Below are 14,381 nucleotides of genomic sequence, written 5' to 3'. Positions count from 1 at the left end.
GTGATCCGGCTCATTTTAGGGTAAAAAAGAGTACCTTTCTCCATTGTAAACGTTTGTCGAAAAAAGAAGGTAACAAAACGATGACAAAAGAATTGGCGAATTTTTAATATTTTTGTAACCTTTTGCTCCATGTTTTGCGTTATTATGGTAGACAGTGTTTCGAAAGAGCATTGACAGGAGGTTGAATAATGGTTCCTTCCCGACAAAATCTAACGATCAAACCCCGCAAATCCTTGCGGAATGTTATTATAGGTCTTGCCCTGCTTGGCGTAGGCGCCGTTGCCTATGCCGGATATTTGCTGCATCAAGCCGACAAGGCACTCGAAAATATGTCCGTGGCTCCGCCGGTAAAGACGACCCAGCAAGGATTGAACGGTCTGGTTGCTCCTTCGGAGAATTTCAAACCGATGACCTTTTTGCTGACAGGCATCGACAGCCGTCAAGGCAGCGGCGGCACGCTGAACACCGATGTGCTCATGCTCGTCTCGCTGAATCCGGAGACCCGCTCCGCCACAATCGTTTCCATCCCCCGCGATCTGGAGATGAAACCGAGGGAGTTCGGCCTTTCCAGCCAAAAAGCGAACTACTATTACGCCTACTATTACATACAGGACAAGGAAACCGCGATTCAGAAAACAAAAGAGCTGTACGGCGACATGTTCAACGTGCCGATCGATTATATGGCGGCGATCGATTTCGACGGCTTCCGCAATGTCGTAGACGAGCTCGGCGGCATCGAAATGAACGTCGATATGGATATGCGTTACGTCGATGAAGAAGACGGCACGGATATCAATCTGAAAAAAGGGTTGCAGACGTTAAACGGCAAGCAAACGCTTGATTTCTTGCGCTACCGCAAATCCAACCGGGGCACCGAAGAGTCCTCGGACCTCGCCCGCAACCAGCGCCAGCAGGAAGTGCTCGATAAGCTGCTGCAAAAGATGACGTCGTTCAGCGGGATTACCCAATGGAGCGGATTGCTGAAAATTGCCGGAGAAAGCGTAAAAACAGATATCCCTTCCGATGAGCTTCGCCGGTTTCTGCTTTCCTTCCAGAAGCTGAAGCCCGACCATATCGAATTCATCCATCTGGATGGACGATGGGATAGCCCCTACATTGTTGTAAAAGAAGACGAGCTTACCGCAGCGATCGCCGCTTTGCGGACGCAGCGGGGCCTTCCGGCCGCAATCCCGGGGACTACCGTAACCGGTTCGACCTACAGCGTCTACAGCAAGCGCTTCGGAATCGATCCGGCTCCCGTGAAAATCAAGGAAAAGGAAACCGGCACGATAACCAAGAACAGCAGGTCCCGCTAACCGCGGCAGACCTGTTGTTTCTTTATTTTGAACCTTCTGTAGCTCGGTTCGGAAAATGTTCCATTAAACAAGTAACCGACGGTATACGAACGCACGTTCCAGTACTAGATGAAATTAGTACTTATCCCCTCCTCCCCCGTTCCCTTACAATTATTGTAACTAAGTACGGAAAACGATATCGGGGGAGGAACGCTAGGCATGAAAGAACGGCTGCGCAGGTTGCCTTCATTTTGGCCCGGAGCCGTGGTGATTCTGGGAATCTTTCTATACGGGCTCTGCCTTACGCTAGACCAAGGGCCTCCGTCGGGTGTAGGTATGCTGGCCACTGCGGCAGGGGCTAGCTGGATCGCCTTCAAATGGCGGTCGAGACTTCTCTTGAACGTATCGCTGCTCGGAGGATGGCCGGCGCTCCTGATTGTAAGCCCGGGCCCGGATGAAGGCTGGATGCTCTGGGCCGGCTTATTGGCATTGAATATCGTCTATTTTGCCCTCAGCCTCCGGCTCGATTGGAACGAGCTGAAATTCACCGCGTTTACAGGCACATGGCTGTTGTATTTCGTATTTTACTTGAAGCTTCAGCCGGACGCCGCCGAAGGTTGGAGCCTTGCGTACCGTTATGCGCTTCTGACTTATATTTTTTACATTGGCGCCTTGTCCGTCTCGATATGGAAGAAACGGATAGACGAAGGCACCGACCTGTTCCTGGGCATCGCGAATGCCGCCGTGTTCGGCTTCTGGGCGTTCGTCTTGTGGGAACGGGTCGTGCCGATCGCCTACCCGATGCTGTTCATGGGGATGCTGTACGTCATCCTGGCCTGCCTGATCCGACGCTGGTTACCCGAATTATCTACGATCGTCCTGATGAAGCTGTTCGGCGGGATAATGCTCATTCTCCTCGCAGCGCTCCATTTTCTCAAGGAACGGACCTTGGAACCGGTCACCCATGTATTTCTGTGGCTTCCCGCCGCCATCGCCATGCTGGGACTTGGCACCGTAAAACGATGGGATGCGCTCCGAGGCGGAGCGGCCGTCATCTGGCTGGGCGTCTTCGGCTATTGGCTTTTGGGCGCTTGGAATGAAGCTGAGGCGAACCCGTTCGGCAATCCCTCTCCGTTCGCCCACGGGAATATGCCGGCTTGGACGCTGCTGGCCGCCGTAGGGTTTTATTTGTCGGCCAAAGGCCGCTTCGAACGATTGCGGGAAGACGACAACCGGATGCTCTCCAATGGATTCACTTTTCTCAGCCATCTGGCCGTCGGCGGAGGACTTGCCTGCGGAACGCACAGCTTCTTCGCCTATTACGGCCTAGCCCCACGACTTAACCTGCAGCTTACTTTGTCGGCCGTCTGGGGCTTGTACGCGCTATTGCTGCTGTTGTGGGGCGCTTACCGGAAGCGGAAGCCGCTTCAAGCCTTGGGCTCCTTGACGCTGATCTGCCTCGCGGTCAAAACGATACTGTTCGATCTGTCCGGGAGCCCGGCTATGGACAAGATTATCGCGTTCTTCCTGTTCGGGCTGCTGTCTGTCGGCATCACTTATACGACGAACCTGCGAACGGTCCAAAACAAACGGCCCAAGCCCGAAAACGACGCGGCTCCCCCTTCCTGAAACGGCAAAAAACCATCTCTTGCGGAAGATCCGGCAGAAGAGATGGTTTTTTTATTGGTTGGGCCGAATGGCATACGTACATTTACCGCCGCCTTTGGCGAGACATTCCGTCCGTTCCACTTCGGCTTCCGGACCGAGCAAACGCTGAAACATCGCGAGCTCGCATTGGCAAGCATGGGTATATTGATTGGCTACCTGAGAGATCGGGCAATTATACTCCTTCAGCAAATACCCTCCGCCCTCCGTCGGCTCCAATTCGACCATGTAGCCATTCGCATTCTGAATCTCAGCCAGTTCTTGGACGCGTCCGTCGAACGGCTTGTCCTTCATGCGCTCCCCATAGCGGCCGATCAGCCTCTCCTTGCGCCGCTCGAACAGCAGGTTCACGTTGCTTTCCCCCAGGGAAGCTTCCAGCTCTTCCAACAGATCCAACGCGAGATGCTGATACTTTTTAGGAAATAAGTCGTCGGCATTCGATGTCAGCGAATACAGATGCGAAGGTCGTCCCATCGCCTGCCGCACCAGCTTCGATTCGATCAAATTATCCCGCTCCAGCGTGTTCAGGTGCCGCCGCACCGCCATTTCCGTGATGCCTAGCTGCTTCGACATGTCCCCGACGCTGAGCGCCCCTTTGGTCTTGAGCATCGTGAGGATGACGCGACGCGTTGATACGTCGGTTTCCTGGTTCATCCGGTCTCACCGTCCTTCTTGTATGCAGGCCGCCTGTTTTATTCTGGCGAAGCTTTGCTGTACCGTATGAATAAAAATATTGTATACGAAATGAGACGATAAGTAAATTAATATACTACTATGTATGTAAAATACTAACCGAGGAAAAGGCTGGCGGAGTATAAAATGGAGAAAAATTTCGAAGCCGCTCGCTACGCTGACAATAAGTTGTCAGGGATAACCCGTTAAGCTGGAGCTATATCCTATCCGAAACGAAGAGAGGACGTGCACGAATGGACAAGCTCGATCTTGCCAAAGCATACAAAACCTATTACAAAGCGGGCACGGAGCCGGAGCTTGTAGGATTCGGCGAAGCGCCGTACTTGACCATTGCCGGGCAAGGCGACCCGAACGGCGAACGGTTCGCCGAGGCTGCCGCGGCGCTGTACGCAGCCGCTTACGGCGTCAAGGCGCTTGGCAAAGCGCGGGGAACCGATTTTACGGTACCAAAGCTGGAAGGGCTATGGTGGGTGGAATCCGACAAGCCCGCACTGGAAGTCCCTCGGCAGGAATGGCGCTGGAAGCTGCTGATCCGCATGCCCGACTTCGTCACCGGGGCCCTGGCAGCCGAGGCCAAAGAGAAGACGGCCCTGAAGAAAAAAGAGCTCGCAGCGGCATCGCTCATGTGGCGTACGAGACGATGGCCGAAGGGTTGTCCGTGCAGATGCTTCACGTCGGTCCTTACGAGACGGAGCCGGAAACGGTGGAGCGCATGCACGTTTATATGGAAGCACTCGGACTGGTTCAAAACGGATTGCATCATGAAATTTATTTGACCGATCCCCGAAAAACCCCGCCTTCCGGCTGGAAAACGATTCTGCGCTTCCCGGTAGAACAAAGGGACCTGTCCTGATCCGGACGGTCCCTGGTCTGCAGCAGCGGCGCTACAGCATTTCTTTGCTGATAAATGCCGGTACGGCTTTGGCAAAAGCGCTCAGCGCCCCGGGCAGCTTTGCGATCATCGGATGCAGCCCGCTGCGGGGCAGCGTGTTGTACTCCTGCGTCAGCGGACGGCGCAGCTTCACAAGCTCCGTCAGAACGAGCGCAACGTCGGCCCCGAACACGCCTTCGCCGGCAAGAATCTCGACGATATCCTCATAGCTGCTGGCGTCCCGCATCATGAATGCGTCGATCAGCAAGCTGCCGACGTCGGTCACCGTCTCAATCGCCAGATGAAGCGTCCGCTCCTGCGCCAAATGCAGCAGCAGTTCCGAATCCGATTCCTCTGCGCCGGTCTTTCCCCGGACTTCCCAAGCGGACTCCAAGGCAGCGCAAGCTTTCAGTAAATCCGGCACGAACGCCAGCCGGGCATCGATTTGTTCCTGATTGACATAGTACATATCGCTTATCTCCGTTTCTTCTTTTTCCACTTGGACCACAGCGCGATGGCGGGAAAAAAGGCGATGAGCAGGACGATGAGCAAAACCGCCTGCATCAAGTATTCATAGCTCATGATATCGGATGCTCCTTCGTCTGCTATTCGGCCGCAGCGCGCTCGCGCACGTAAGCCCAATGGTTTGTCGGACCGTGACCGGCGCCGATGCCGAGCGTATGCCGGATCGCAAGCGTAATAAATTTCTTGGCCGTGTGGGCGGCCTCCAGCAGCGTCTTCCCTTTGGCAAGTTCCGCACAGATGGCCGCGGAGAAGGTGCAGCCTGTCCCATGCGTATGGCGCGTTTCGTACCGCTCACCCGTCAGCAGATGGAACGCCTCGCCGTCGTACAGCACGTCTGTCGGCTCGCCGCTGCGGTGGCCGCCTTTGACGATCGCCGCGCCCGCGCCGAATTCCTTGACGATGCGCCGCGCGGCCTCCTTCATGTCCTCTATCGTGGTGATCGAGAGACCTGTAATAACTTCCGCCTCCGGGATATTGGGCGTCACAAGCGCGGCCAACGGCAGCAGCTTCTCGCGCAGCGCGTTCTGCGCATTGCCGGCAAGCAGGCTGGCTCCGCCCTTGGCGACCATCACCGGGTCGACGACAAGCTGCTTCAGCCCGTGCTTGCGGATGCATCCCGCGACCAGCTCGATAATTTCCGGCTGCGACAGCATGCCGGTTTTGGCCGCGTCGGCTCCGAGATCAGACAGCACGGCGTCAATCTGCTTCTCGATCCCCTCCAGCGGGATATCGTAAATGCCGTGAACGCCCAGCGTGTTCTGCGCGGTGATCGCCGTAATCGCGGACATCCCGTACACGTCGAGCATCTGGAACGTTTTCAAATCCGCCTGAATCCCCGCTCCGCCTCCGCTGTCCGAACCTGCGATGGTCAATGCTTTGAATATCGTCATGCTGCACCTGCCTCCCGAATCGCTATACCTTCCATAAGTTTAGTCTTCTCCTTCCCGACCGTCAAGAAGCCCGGCAGACCCGTATCCTCCGGTTCGTGATCATTTTATGACAAGTGGGACAAACGCTTTGACGCCGCGGAAGCGAAAGCGTTATGATGAAAATACATTTCAATGGAGAAAAGGAAGGTCCGATCCCGTATGTCCCGGAGAACCCATGCGCTGCACGTCATTACGACCGGTCGGCAGGAGCTGGAAGAGGTAGCCGCCATTGTGTCCCGCTGTCCGTTCGAGCTGGTGGACGCGCTGCACATCCGCGAAAAACACCGCAGCGCCAGCGAGCTGGTAAGCTGGCATGCGCGGTTGAAACCGCTGCTGCCGCATACGGCGGTCCTGCTGAACGACCGCCTGGATGCCGCGCTGGCCGCCCGGGCGGACGGCGTACAGCTTACCGGCGGCAGCTTGTCGCCGGCTGAGGCGCGGGCCATCGCTCCCCGCAGCATGACGCTCGGCTGCTCTGTCCATTCGGCCAAGGAAGCCGCCGAGGCGGGCCGGCAGGGAGCCGATTACGCGCTCTTCGGCCATGTGTACGTGACCGGCTCGAAGCCGGGACTAGAACCGCGCGGCCTGACCGGATTGACGGAAGCCGTGGAAGCGGCGGACGTGCCCGTCCTGGCGATCGGGGGCATCGAGCCGCATCTCGTGGACGATGTCTTGTCCACCGGCGCAGCCGGCATTGCCGTGCTGTCCTCGGTGCTGCTGCACACGGACCCGGCGGGACAAATTGCCGCATTCCGGGAAGCTCTTGATCGGACGAAGCATACCCCAAGGAGAGGATTGTCATGAGTACGGATTCAAGTCATAGCGGCACCAAGCCGACCGTTATCATCGTCGGCGGCGGCATTATCGGCTGCAGCGCAGCCTACGAGCTCGGCAAGGCCGGCTTTGCCTGCACGCTGATCGAGAAAGGGGCGCTGAATCAGGAGGCGTCCACCGCCGCCGCAGGGATGCTGGGGGCTCAGTCCGAAACGCACCGGCCCGGCCCTTACTACGAGCTGTGCCGTCTGAGCCAGCAGCTGTACCACGCTTGGACGGACGAGTTGGAGCAGTTCAGCGGCCTCACGGCCCAATATGTCGCGGAGGGAATCGTCCGCACGGCCCTTACGGAAGAAGATGAGGCCGAGCTGCGCGGCCGCTTGTCGTGGATTCGGGACGCCGAGTGGGTTCAGCCTGCGGAGATGCTGAAGCTGGAGCCCGAGCTGACCACCGCCGTACGCGGCGGGCTGTATTTGCCTGCCGATCATCACGTGCACCCGGTCTGGCTCGCCAAGACGCTGCAAGCCGCGATAGCGAAGCAGGGCTGCACGATCCGCGAGTGGACGCCGGTCATCCGGCTGCTGACGGAGCCCGGGAGCGGCCGGATCCGCGGCGTACAGACGTCGGAAGGCCCGCTGTACGCGGACCTCGTCGTGCTTGCTGCAGGTGCTTGGAGCCCGGCGTTGACCGAACCGCTCGGACTGAGCTTGCCCATGTTCCCGGTCAAAGGCCAATGCATTTCGCTCAAGACCGAAGCGCCGCTCATCCGCTCCACCGTCTTCACCAAAGGCTGCTACGTCGTGCCGAAACGGGATGGCAGCTACATTGTCGGTGCAACCCAGACGGAAACCGGCTTCGACAAACGGCCGACCGCCAAGGTCATCGGCGAGCTGCACGCCAAAGCGGCAGCGCTGCTGCCGCGACTGGCCGATGCCGAATTCGTCTCTACTTGGGCGGGACTGCGGCCCGGCACGCGGGACGCCCTGCCGTTCCTCGGCACGTGGGACGCTGCACCCGGCCTGATTTTCGCTACCGGCCACTACCGCAACGGCATTCTGCTCGCACCGGCTACCGCGCGGATTGTCGCCGAGCTGGCGCAAGGCCGGCCGACTTCGGCGGACTTGGCGCCGTTCACGCCCGCCCGGATTGCCGCCGGTACAGCCGCCGTCTTATGATTTCATGCGGGCGAGAAGCGCCCAGCGCCGTTCGTGGCGCCGCTTGTATTTGGGAAGCCCCCGGTACAGTTCCACTGCTTCGCGGAACGCCCGGCGGGCTTCTTCGTTTCGCCCGAGCCCCCGGTACAGCAGACCGAGCCGGTAATATGCTTCGCAGGACGAAGAGTTGACTTCCCCGAACCGCTCCAGATAACGGATCGCCTTCTCCGGATCGCTGGCTGCGAACGCTTCGCCCAGCCGCAAATAAGGCTCGCCGTACTTTACCCGCGGGTTCAGCTCCAGCGCGCGCAGCAAGAGGCGTTCGCCCTCCTCCGTCCGTCCCAGCTTCAATTCGCAGATGCCCTGCTCGCTGAGCACGTCCGCGGAATCGTCCATCACTCTCGCCACCTCAACCAACAGTTCGAGCGCCTCGCCGTATTTTTTTTGCTCCATATAAATTCGGGCGATTTCCAGCTTGGTCGACGTATGATGCGGATTGAGCCGAAGCTCCTCCTTCAGGCGGGACAAACGCCGCGCCCTCTTCAGCGGCTGGAAAATACTTGGGGTCAAGCCGACAAAGCGGCGGTCAACCATGTACAGGATGATCAGCAGCACAAGAAAGGCCACAAACGGATTTCCGGTGACCCACCATAATAAAGAAAAGATAAAGACTTTGCTCACGCCTGGCGTACCTGCCTTTCGCTTATTCTCCCACCGATTGTACCACAAATTGCCATAATCGGTCACGGTTTGCCCCGCCCGTACGTCACGAGCCGTCTTTCAAAAAATCAGTTGTGAACGTTTCCCGAACAGGCAGGAATTTACCGGCTGCTTCGCGAATGGTTTGTCCATGAAGCAATCGGGGGGAACAACCAGTCCATGAGTACAGCAAATGAAGACAAGGCCGCCAAGTGGCAAAAAACGCGGCAGTTAGGCAAAGCGAGATATGTCATGTACTACGGCGTTGCTATGTGGGGGATCTCGCTGGCGGTGCTGTTCACGGCGATCGAATGGCTCACGCAGCAAACGCTTACGGCGTCCTGGTTTACGATCCGCATCATCGTATTCGGGATTATCGGCTTTTTTATCGCGAACTTCCGTTGGGACGGAAACGAGCGCAAATACACGCCGCGCCCGACGAACAAGAAGCGCTGAGCTGGCAAATTAAGAAACAGACGGCCCGCCTCAAGGCGCAGACGTCTGTTTTTTGTTTTCCTGCCGTATGGCTTACACCTTCTGCAACCGCGCTTCCTTCAGCTGCTGCCGGATCTGCTCCCGAACGTCCCCGTAGCTCAGTACCTGCTCTTTAAACGCTTCCCTCGGATTCCAATGCGTCTCTCCCGCTTCGTCCGCGAACAGCTTCTCCGTGACATCGACGTAAGCGGCATGCAAATCATTGTCGTACCAATCGATATCGCGGTCCGCATCTTTTTCCAGCACCATCACCATATCGTAATTGTTATCCTGCGACTCCGCGAACAACACCACCAGATGGTTGTCCCTCCCTTTGACACGAACTTCGACATCCGCGCATAGCTGGTCGCCGCGTTCCAACACCCGGCGGCATACCACATGTTCAATCGGATTCATAGCCATTCTTCCTTTCCGTCGCTTCGCTGCGATTAGCTTCCCACTCCCGGAAACCGGCTATACTTTTATTTTAAATTTAAAATTAACACTTGACTTTAGTAAGTTACATGTTTTATTATACTTACATAAAGTAAGTTATTAATTTTGATTGACCCAATAACTTTTTTGCCACATTAAAAGGAGGCTTTATTTTTATGTCCAACGTACTTTTTATTAAAGCGAACGACCGCCCGGCCGATCAAGCCGTTAGCGTAAAGCTGTATGACGAATTCCTGAAATCGTACCGTGAAGCTAACCCGCAAGACCAAATCACCGAGCTCGACCTGTTTGCAGCCAACCCGCCTTATTACAATTCCGTCATGATGACCGGCCTGTTCAAGCAAGGCAAAGGCATGGAGCTGACTGCGGAAGAAAAAGCGGCGGCCGATGTCGCCAACGCCTATCTGGATCAATTCCTGGCTGCGGACAAAGTCGTCTTCGCGTTCCCGCTCTGGAACTTCACGATTCCGGCTCAATTGACGACGTACCTGTATTACCTCTGCCAAGCCGGCAAAACGTTTAAATATACGGAGCAAGGACCGCAAGGTCTCGTTACCGATAAAAAGGTTGCTCTGCTGAACGCACGCGGCAGCGTTTATTCCGAAGGACCGATGACATCCATGGAAATGTCGCTGAATTATGTTAAAACGATCATGGGCTTCATCGGCGTAACGCACCTGACTTCGGTCGTTGTCGAAGGCCACAACCAATTCCCGGACCGCAACGCGGAAATCGTGGAAGCCGGTCTTCGTCAAGCCGCGCAAGCCGCGTCCACGTTCTAATTTCACAGCTTCGATACACCGTCGGCTCCTATCCAAGGAGCCGATTTTTTTGGCTTTGCGCCTAAGTTGCACTCCGGGCGAATAGGATGTCCTATGGGACAAATCAGAAAATTTCCTCAATTTTTTGTACCTTTTCGCAAACTCGTATATGATAATGATGGGGCCTTCTTGCCCCCCTTCCACAACTTCACCATTGTTTCGCGAATCTGAATGAGAACTAAGGTGCGTGAAAAACTATGACTGAAGCTAACCCCAACATTTTGATTTTATACGCCAGCTACGGCGACGGCCATCTCCAGGTGGCCAAAGCGCTGCAACAGCGTTTTGCCCGCTTGGGAGTCGACCGGGTCAAGCTTGTGGACCTGCTTGCGGAGGCCCACCCCTTCATGAATGCCGTTACCCGTTACGTTTATCTGAAAAGCTCTACCTTGGGGCCGGATTTATACGGCTGGAGCTTTTATTTGACCCAGCATTTAAAGCACGATACGGCGTTTACAAAAATGCTGAACCGGTTCGGTACGCGCAAATTCAAGCAAATGCTGCAGGCCGAACGGCCCGATGCGATTATTTATACGTTTCCGCTGCCGGTCGTCTCCGGGCTGATATCCGGCAACGGTACGGCCGTCCGGACGTATACCATATTAACCGACTTTGTCCTTCACCAGCGCTGGATTCACCCGGATATTGATAAATATTACGTAGCCACGGAGCAGTTAAAGCGGCAGATCGCCGCTTCCGGCGTGCCGGAGCACCGCATTGAGGTGAGCGGCATCCCGCTGCGCAGCCCGTTCAGCGAGCCGATCCGGCGGCAGGACGTCTGCCGGAAGCATGGCATCGAGCCTTCCAAGCCCGTCGTTCTCCTGATGGCCGGAGCCTACGGCGTCTTGAAGCACATCAGCCGGATGGGGCACGCGCTGCTCCGGTTGGACGAAATCGAGCTTGTCTTTGTATGCGGCAGAAACAAACCGCTTCAGGAGCAGATCGAAGCATCGTTTGCCGGGCATTCCCGCGTCCGCATTCTCGGCTACGTGGAGCACATTCATGAGCTTATGGCGATCTCGTCGTGCTTAATTACGAAAGCCGGAGGCATTACGCTCTCGGAAGCACTGGCCATGCGTCTGCCGGTTATCGTCTTCCGCCCCCTTCCCGGCCAGGAGAAAGAAAATGCCCGCTTCTTGGCGCAGCAAGGAGCGGTCGAAATTGCGCAGCGCCCGGATGAGTTGACTTCGCTCGTGAAGCGGATCGTCTCTCTCCCCGGACAAACGGAACGAATGAAGGCTGCCATGGAGGAATTGTACCGCGGAGATGCGGCGGAGGCGGTCGTCTCGGATATGCTCGAAAGTCTCTCCCCTACCAGGACCGGACTTTTCGGCTAGAGCGGGAGGCTCGGCTTTTTGCTTGTCATACAGGAGGTGTTTAGGACAGGTGCTGCGAAAAATCGCAATAGACAAAGACGTACTACCGCTTGCGCTCATTTTGTTTTTGGTCGAATTCGTTCGGGGCGCCTATCTGGTCTCCTTTTTGCCGACCTATGCTACGGGTATTCTTGGTCTTTCCGTCGCCGTTGTCGGCGCCGCCGTGTCCGTCCATTACGTCTCGGATACGGCGATCAAATGCTTGGCCGGTTATTTGCTCGATCGCTTTTCGCTCCGGCTTATTCTTCATTCCGGTTTGTTCGTTTCGCTGCTCGGCCTGCTCGCCATGTACTACTTCCATCAGGCATGGGTGCTTATTGCAGCGGCCGCCGTATTCGGCATTGGCGTCTCTCCGGTATGGCTTGTCTGCCTCAGTAAAATTAAGGAGGAGAATCGGGCGTCCCAAATGGGCATCCTTTATACGATATGGCTGGTCGGCTTAGGGTCCGGGCCGGTCGTTATCAACTTTTTGATCGATAAAGGATACCGGCTCTCCTTCTGGCTAATGGTCGGCTTGTGGGCTCTCGGATGGTTGCTGGCGCTGCGGATGAAAAACGAAGTCGCCTCCAAGCAAACCTACATCCCGCTGAAACGTCAGGCGGAGCTTCTGTGGGAACGAATGAAAACGATGAAGCCTCTGCTTCCCGGCATGATTCTGCAAACGGCGGCTGCCGGCATGCTCGTTCCGATCCTGCCGAGCTTTGCCGCCAATACGCTGGGCATCAGTCACAGCGGCTACTCGCTCGTTCTAATGGCCGGAGGCGCTTTAACGGTCCTATTCCTGATCCCGATGGGAAAATGGTCCGACCGCCGGGGACGCAAATGGTTTCTCATCCTCGGGTTCGGGGCGATGGCTGCCGCTCTCTTCCTTCTCACCAGGGTTACGACGCTGTCTACCGCCGTCTTGATCGCCGCGGTCCTCGGCTTTGCCTACTCAGCCGTCCTTCCGGCGTGGAATGCCCTTCTGGCGGACTATGTGCCGAAAAACCAGCAGGGCCTCGGCTGGGGATTGTTTTCAAGCGTGGAAGGGATCGGTGTCGCCATCGGTCCGGTGATCGGCGGATGGCTGGCCGCCGCGTTTCATGAACCGGCCGCCGTATTGACCAGTGCAGCTCTGCTAGGGGGGATTGCTTTGTTTTATTGTTTCGTTCCTGTAGAAAGAGTGATGGAGCATGGCTGAATCGATCACGATTCTCGTTATCGTCCTTACTTTATATACGCTAATCCCTACGTTTCTCATGCGCGTCTTCTCGCTGGGCGCCTACCCGAAAGAAAACACCGAGCACGGCATTGCGCTCACCTTCGATGACGGTCCGGACCCGAAATATACGCCGATTCTGCTCGACCTGCTGGCACGGCACGGTGTCAAAGCGACCTTTTTCGTGCTCGGGTCCAAGGCGGAACGTTACCCCGAATTGATTCTGCGCATGCACAACGAGGGCCACCTGATCGGGGTTCACAATTATGTCCACCGCACCAATGCCTTGATGATGCCTTGGAAGGTCAGAAAGCAAATTAACCGGACCGCCGAGGCGATCGAGAAAATTACCGGCAAGTCCCCTCAATTTTATCGTCCCCCCTGGGGGGTTGTGAACATCTTTGACTTTTTTCTGTCCCGGCGATTCCGCATCGTGCTCTGGTCGCTTATTGTGGGGGATTGGCTCAACCGGACGGGCAAGGACACCATCAAGCAGCGGTTGTTCGCCCAGCTTCAGAGCGGTTCGGTGATCGTGCTTCATGACAGCGGCGATACGCTCGGAGCGGACCCGGATGCGCCGGAGCTCATGATCGCCGCGCTCGATGAATTTTTGACGGAAACGGCGCGCCGCGGCTTCACGTTCGTCCGCATCGACGAGCGGTTTCCGCTGAGCGAGCCGGAGGATCGTCTGCCTGCGGACCGGCCGAAGCGAAAACGATGGATTGCCGCGGTCTGGCTGCAGTGGGAACGGTTCTTTCAATTGCTGCTTCATGTGCGGCCGATCGATCCGTCGAACGCGCTGCTCCAGTTTCGGCTGTGCCGGTATCATGGCAAACGGATTCCGCTGAATGACGGACAATTCATCGAACCGGGCGACCACGTCATGGAGCTTCACCTCGACAATGCGACGCTGCTCGGCTTCGGGATGCAGGCCAGATCTCCAATGCAGCTGGCTGTACAATTAATCCGTGCGATGGAGCGGTGCTTGCCGCACGTATCCGAACGGCTGGCCACCGATCCGGCGCTCCGTGACGTGAAAGGCTTATACGGCGTCTCGATCATTCATCGCGGCGCTTCGCAGCTCGGATTTACCGTCTCCGATCTGCCCAAGGGCATCTTTTTATTCTGTTCCAAGCTTTATTTACGGTGGCTGCTGTACGTCATCCACCCGCAGGGCAAGCGGAGACTGGACACGAAGACCGCGCTGCTGACGCCGAAAATGATCGCGATCTCCGCAAACGAAGTGCGCCGAAGATACCCGTCGAGCAGCTTCCCCAATCCGAAGCTGACCTCGAACCCGCTGACAGCCGGAAGAGGCTACGACGAAAGCATGTATCAAGGGATGTAAGCGCCAAAAACAAAGAGCCTGCAATCTTTGGGATTGCAGGCTGTCAAGGAATTTATATATTAAAAAGGGGGTCGATTGTTATTATAGGCAAGGAACGTTAACG

15 protein-coding genes are annotated in these 14,381 nt (G+C 56.5%); 10 read left to right on the top strand and 5 right to left on the bottom strand.

Translation table 11 applies throughout. The features are described from left to right. The first annotated feature begins 188 nt into the window (after positions 1-188). Together NI000_RS19040 and NI000_RS19035 are read left to right on the top strand one after the other, a co-directional pair. Entirely contained in the window at positions 189-1,316 is a 1,128-nt protein-coding gene (locus NI000_RS19040; RefSeq protein WP_253413042.1) for an LCP family protein, read from the top strand. Between the two features lie 198 nt (positions 1,317-1,514). Continuing rightward, on the top strand, positions 1,515-2,924 hold the full coding sequence (locus NI000_RS19035) for a DUF2339 domain-containing protein (protein ID WP_253413041.1): 1,410 nt from the start codon (positions 1,515-1,517) through the stop codon (positions 2,922-2,924). A 51-nt stretch (positions 2,925-2,975) separates the two neighbouring features. Here the strand turns inward: NI000_RS19035 and NI000_RS19030 are convergent, their stop codons facing one another. Further along, positions 2,976-3,614: a helix-turn-helix transcriptional regulator gene (locus tag NI000_RS19030; RefSeq protein WP_054977330.1), complete on the bottom strand. Its 639-nt coding sequence runs from the start codon at positions 3,612-3,614 to the stop codon at positions 2,976-2,978. Positions 3,615-4,116: 502 nt separating this feature from the next. Here NI000_RS19030 and NI000_RS36970 point away from each other — a divergent pair. Continuing rightward, positions 4,117-4,506, top strand: coding sequence for a GyrI-like domain-containing protein (locus NI000_RS36970; RefSeq protein WP_309247914.1), 390 nt, complete (start codon positions 4,117-4,119; stop codon positions 4,504-4,506). Positions 4,507-4,537: 31 nt separating this feature from the next. Here NI000_RS36970 and NI000_RS19020 read toward each other — a convergent pair whose 3' ends face one another. Both NI000_RS19020 and thiD read right to left on the bottom strand, forming a co-directional pair. Continuing rightward, positions 4,538-4,993, bottom strand: coding sequence for a DUF86 domain-containing protein (locus NI000_RS19020; RefSeq protein ID WP_253413039.1), 456 nt, complete (start codon positions 4,991-4,993; stop codon positions 4,538-4,540). 136 nt (positions 4,994-5,129) lie between these two features. Continuing rightward, on the bottom strand, positions 5,130-5,939 hold the full coding sequence (gene thiD / locus NI000_RS19015; RefSeq protein ID WP_253413038.1) for a bifunctional hydroxymethylpyrimidine kinase/phosphomethylpyrimidine kinase: 810 nt from the start codon (positions 5,937-5,939) through the stop codon (positions 5,130-5,132). Between the two features lie 198 nt (positions 5,940-6,137). On the opposite strand from thiD, the gene NI000_RS19010 reads away from it, so the two are divergent. Together NI000_RS19010 and thiO are read left to right on the top strand one after the other, a co-directional pair. Continuing rightward, entirely contained in the window at positions 6,138-6,782 is a 645-nt protein-coding gene (locus NI000_RS19010) for a thiamine phosphate synthase (protein WP_253413037.1), read from the top strand. Continuing rightward, entirely contained in the window at positions 6,779-7,927 is a 1,149-nt protein-coding gene (thiO, locus tag NI000_RS19005) for a glycine oxidase ThiO (RefSeq protein ID WP_253413036.1), read from the top strand. Before NI000_RS19010 ends, thiO begins: the two co-directional genes overlap by 4 nt. Here thiO and NI000_RS19000 read toward each other — a convergent pair. After that, entirely contained in the window at positions 7,922-8,587 is a 666-nt protein-coding gene (locus NI000_RS19000; RefSeq protein WP_253413035.1) for a tetratricopeptide repeat protein, read from the bottom strand. The two genes, thiO and NI000_RS19000, sit on opposite strands and share 6 nt — an antisense overlap. 198 nt (positions 8,588-8,785) lie before the next feature. Here NI000_RS19000 and NI000_RS18995 point away from each other — a divergent pair, with 198 nt between their 5' ends. Then, a complete protein-coding gene (locus tag NI000_RS18995; RefSeq protein ID WP_253413034.1) occupies positions 8,786-9,061 on the top strand; it encodes a hypothetical protein in 276 nt (91 codons plus the stop codon). 72 nt (positions 9,062-9,133) lie between these two features. Here the strand turns inward: NI000_RS18995 and NI000_RS18990 are convergent, their stop codons facing one another. Beyond that, complete coding sequence (locus NI000_RS18990; protein ID WP_253413033.1) at positions 9,134-9,496, bottom strand: hypothetical protein; 363 nt, start codon at positions 9,494-9,496, stop codon at positions 9,134-9,136. 194 nt (positions 9,497-9,690) lie between these two features. Here NI000_RS18990 and NI000_RS18985 point away from each other — a divergent pair, with 194 nt between their 5' ends. The 4 genes from NI000_RS18985 to NI000_RS18970 all read left to right on the top strand — a co-directional run bounded on the left by NI000_RS18985 (position 9,691) and on the right by NI000_RS18970 (position 14,278). Beyond that, a complete protein-coding gene (locus NI000_RS18985) occupies positions 9,691-10,317 on the top strand; it encodes an FMN-dependent NADH-azoreductase (RefSeq protein ID WP_253413032.1) in 627 nt (208 codons plus the stop codon). A 236-nt stretch (positions 10,318-10,553) separates the two neighbouring features. Continuing rightward, on the top strand, positions 10,554-11,693 hold the full coding sequence (locus NI000_RS18980) for an MGDG synthase family glycosyltransferase (protein ID WP_253413031.1): 1,140 nt from the start codon (positions 10,554-10,556) through the stop codon (positions 11,691-11,693). Between the two features lie 49 nt (positions 11,694-11,742). Continuing rightward, positions 11,743-12,912, top strand: a complete 1,170-nt coding sequence (locus tag NI000_RS18975) for an MFS transporter (protein WP_253413030.1) — start codon at positions 11,743-11,745, stop codon at positions 12,910-12,912. Continuing rightward, positions 12,905-14,278 carry a polysaccharide deacetylase family protein gene (locus tag NI000_RS18970; protein WP_253413029.1) on the top strand — a complete coding sequence of 458 codons (1,374 nt, stop codon included), beginning with the start codon at positions 12,905-12,907 and terminating at the stop codon, positions 14,276-14,278. The genes NI000_RS18975 and NI000_RS18970 overlap by 8 nt, the downstream gene beginning before the upstream one ends. Positions 14,279-14,381: the final 103 nt, after the last annotated feature.

The organism is Paenibacillus tyrphae (assembly GCF_024158745.1).
Taxonomy (GTDB): Bacteria; Bacillota; Bacilli; order Paenibacillales; family NBRC-103111; genus Paenibacillus_G; species Paenibacillus_G tyrfis_A.
The sequence above is the reverse complement of the archived record's forward strand: the minus strand, read 5'-3'. Positions and strand labels throughout refer to the sequence as shown.

Coding starts and splice junctions, on each gene's coding strand:
- NI000_RS18970 (WP_253413029.1), top strand. CDS start 12,905: ATGGCTGAATCGATCACGATTCTCGTTATCGTCCTTACTTTATATACG.
- NI000_RS19020 (WP_253413039.1), bottom strand. CDS start 4,993: ATGTACTATGTCAATCAGGAACAAATCGATGCCCGGCTGGCGTTCGTG.
- NI000_RS36970 (WP_309247914.1), top strand. CDS start 4,117: ATGGTGGGTGGAATCCGACAAGCCCGCACTGGAAGTCCCTCGGCAGGA.
- NI000_RS19035 (WP_253413041.1), top strand. CDS start 1,515: ATGAAAGAACGGCTGCGCAGGTTGCCTTCATTTTGGCCCGGAGCCGTG.
- thiD (WP_253413038.1), bottom strand. CDS start 5,939: ATGACGATATTCAAAGCATTGACCATCGCAGGTTCGGACAGCGGAGGC.
- NI000_RS19030 (WP_054977330.1), bottom strand. CDS start 3,614: ATGAACCAGGAAACCGACGTATCAACGCGTCGCGTCATCCTCACGATG.
- NI000_RS18990 (WP_253413033.1), bottom strand. CDS start 9,496: ATGAATCCGATTGAACATGTGGTATGCCGCCGGGTGTTGGAACGCGGC.
- NI000_RS18980 (WP_253413031.1), top strand. CDS start 10,554: ATGACTGAAGCTAACCCCAACATTTTGATTTTATACGCCAGCTACGGC.
- thiO (WP_253413036.1), top strand. CDS start 6,779: ATGAGTACGGATTCAAGTCATAGCGGCACCAAGCCGACCGTTATCATC.
- NI000_RS18995 (WP_253413034.1), top strand. CDS start 8,786: ATGAGTACAGCAAATGAAGACAAGGCCGCCAAGTGGCAAAAAACGCGG.
- NI000_RS19010 (WP_253413037.1), top strand. CDS start 6,138: ATGTCCCGGAGAACCCATGCGCTGCACGTCATTACGACCGGTCGGCAG.
- NI000_RS19040 (WP_253413042.1), top strand. CDS start 189: ATGGTTCCTTCCCGACAAAATCTAACGATCAAACCCCGCAAATCCTTG.
- NI000_RS18985 (WP_253413032.1), top strand. CDS start 9,691: ATGTCCAACGTACTTTTTATTAAAGCGAACGACCGCCCGGCCGATCAA.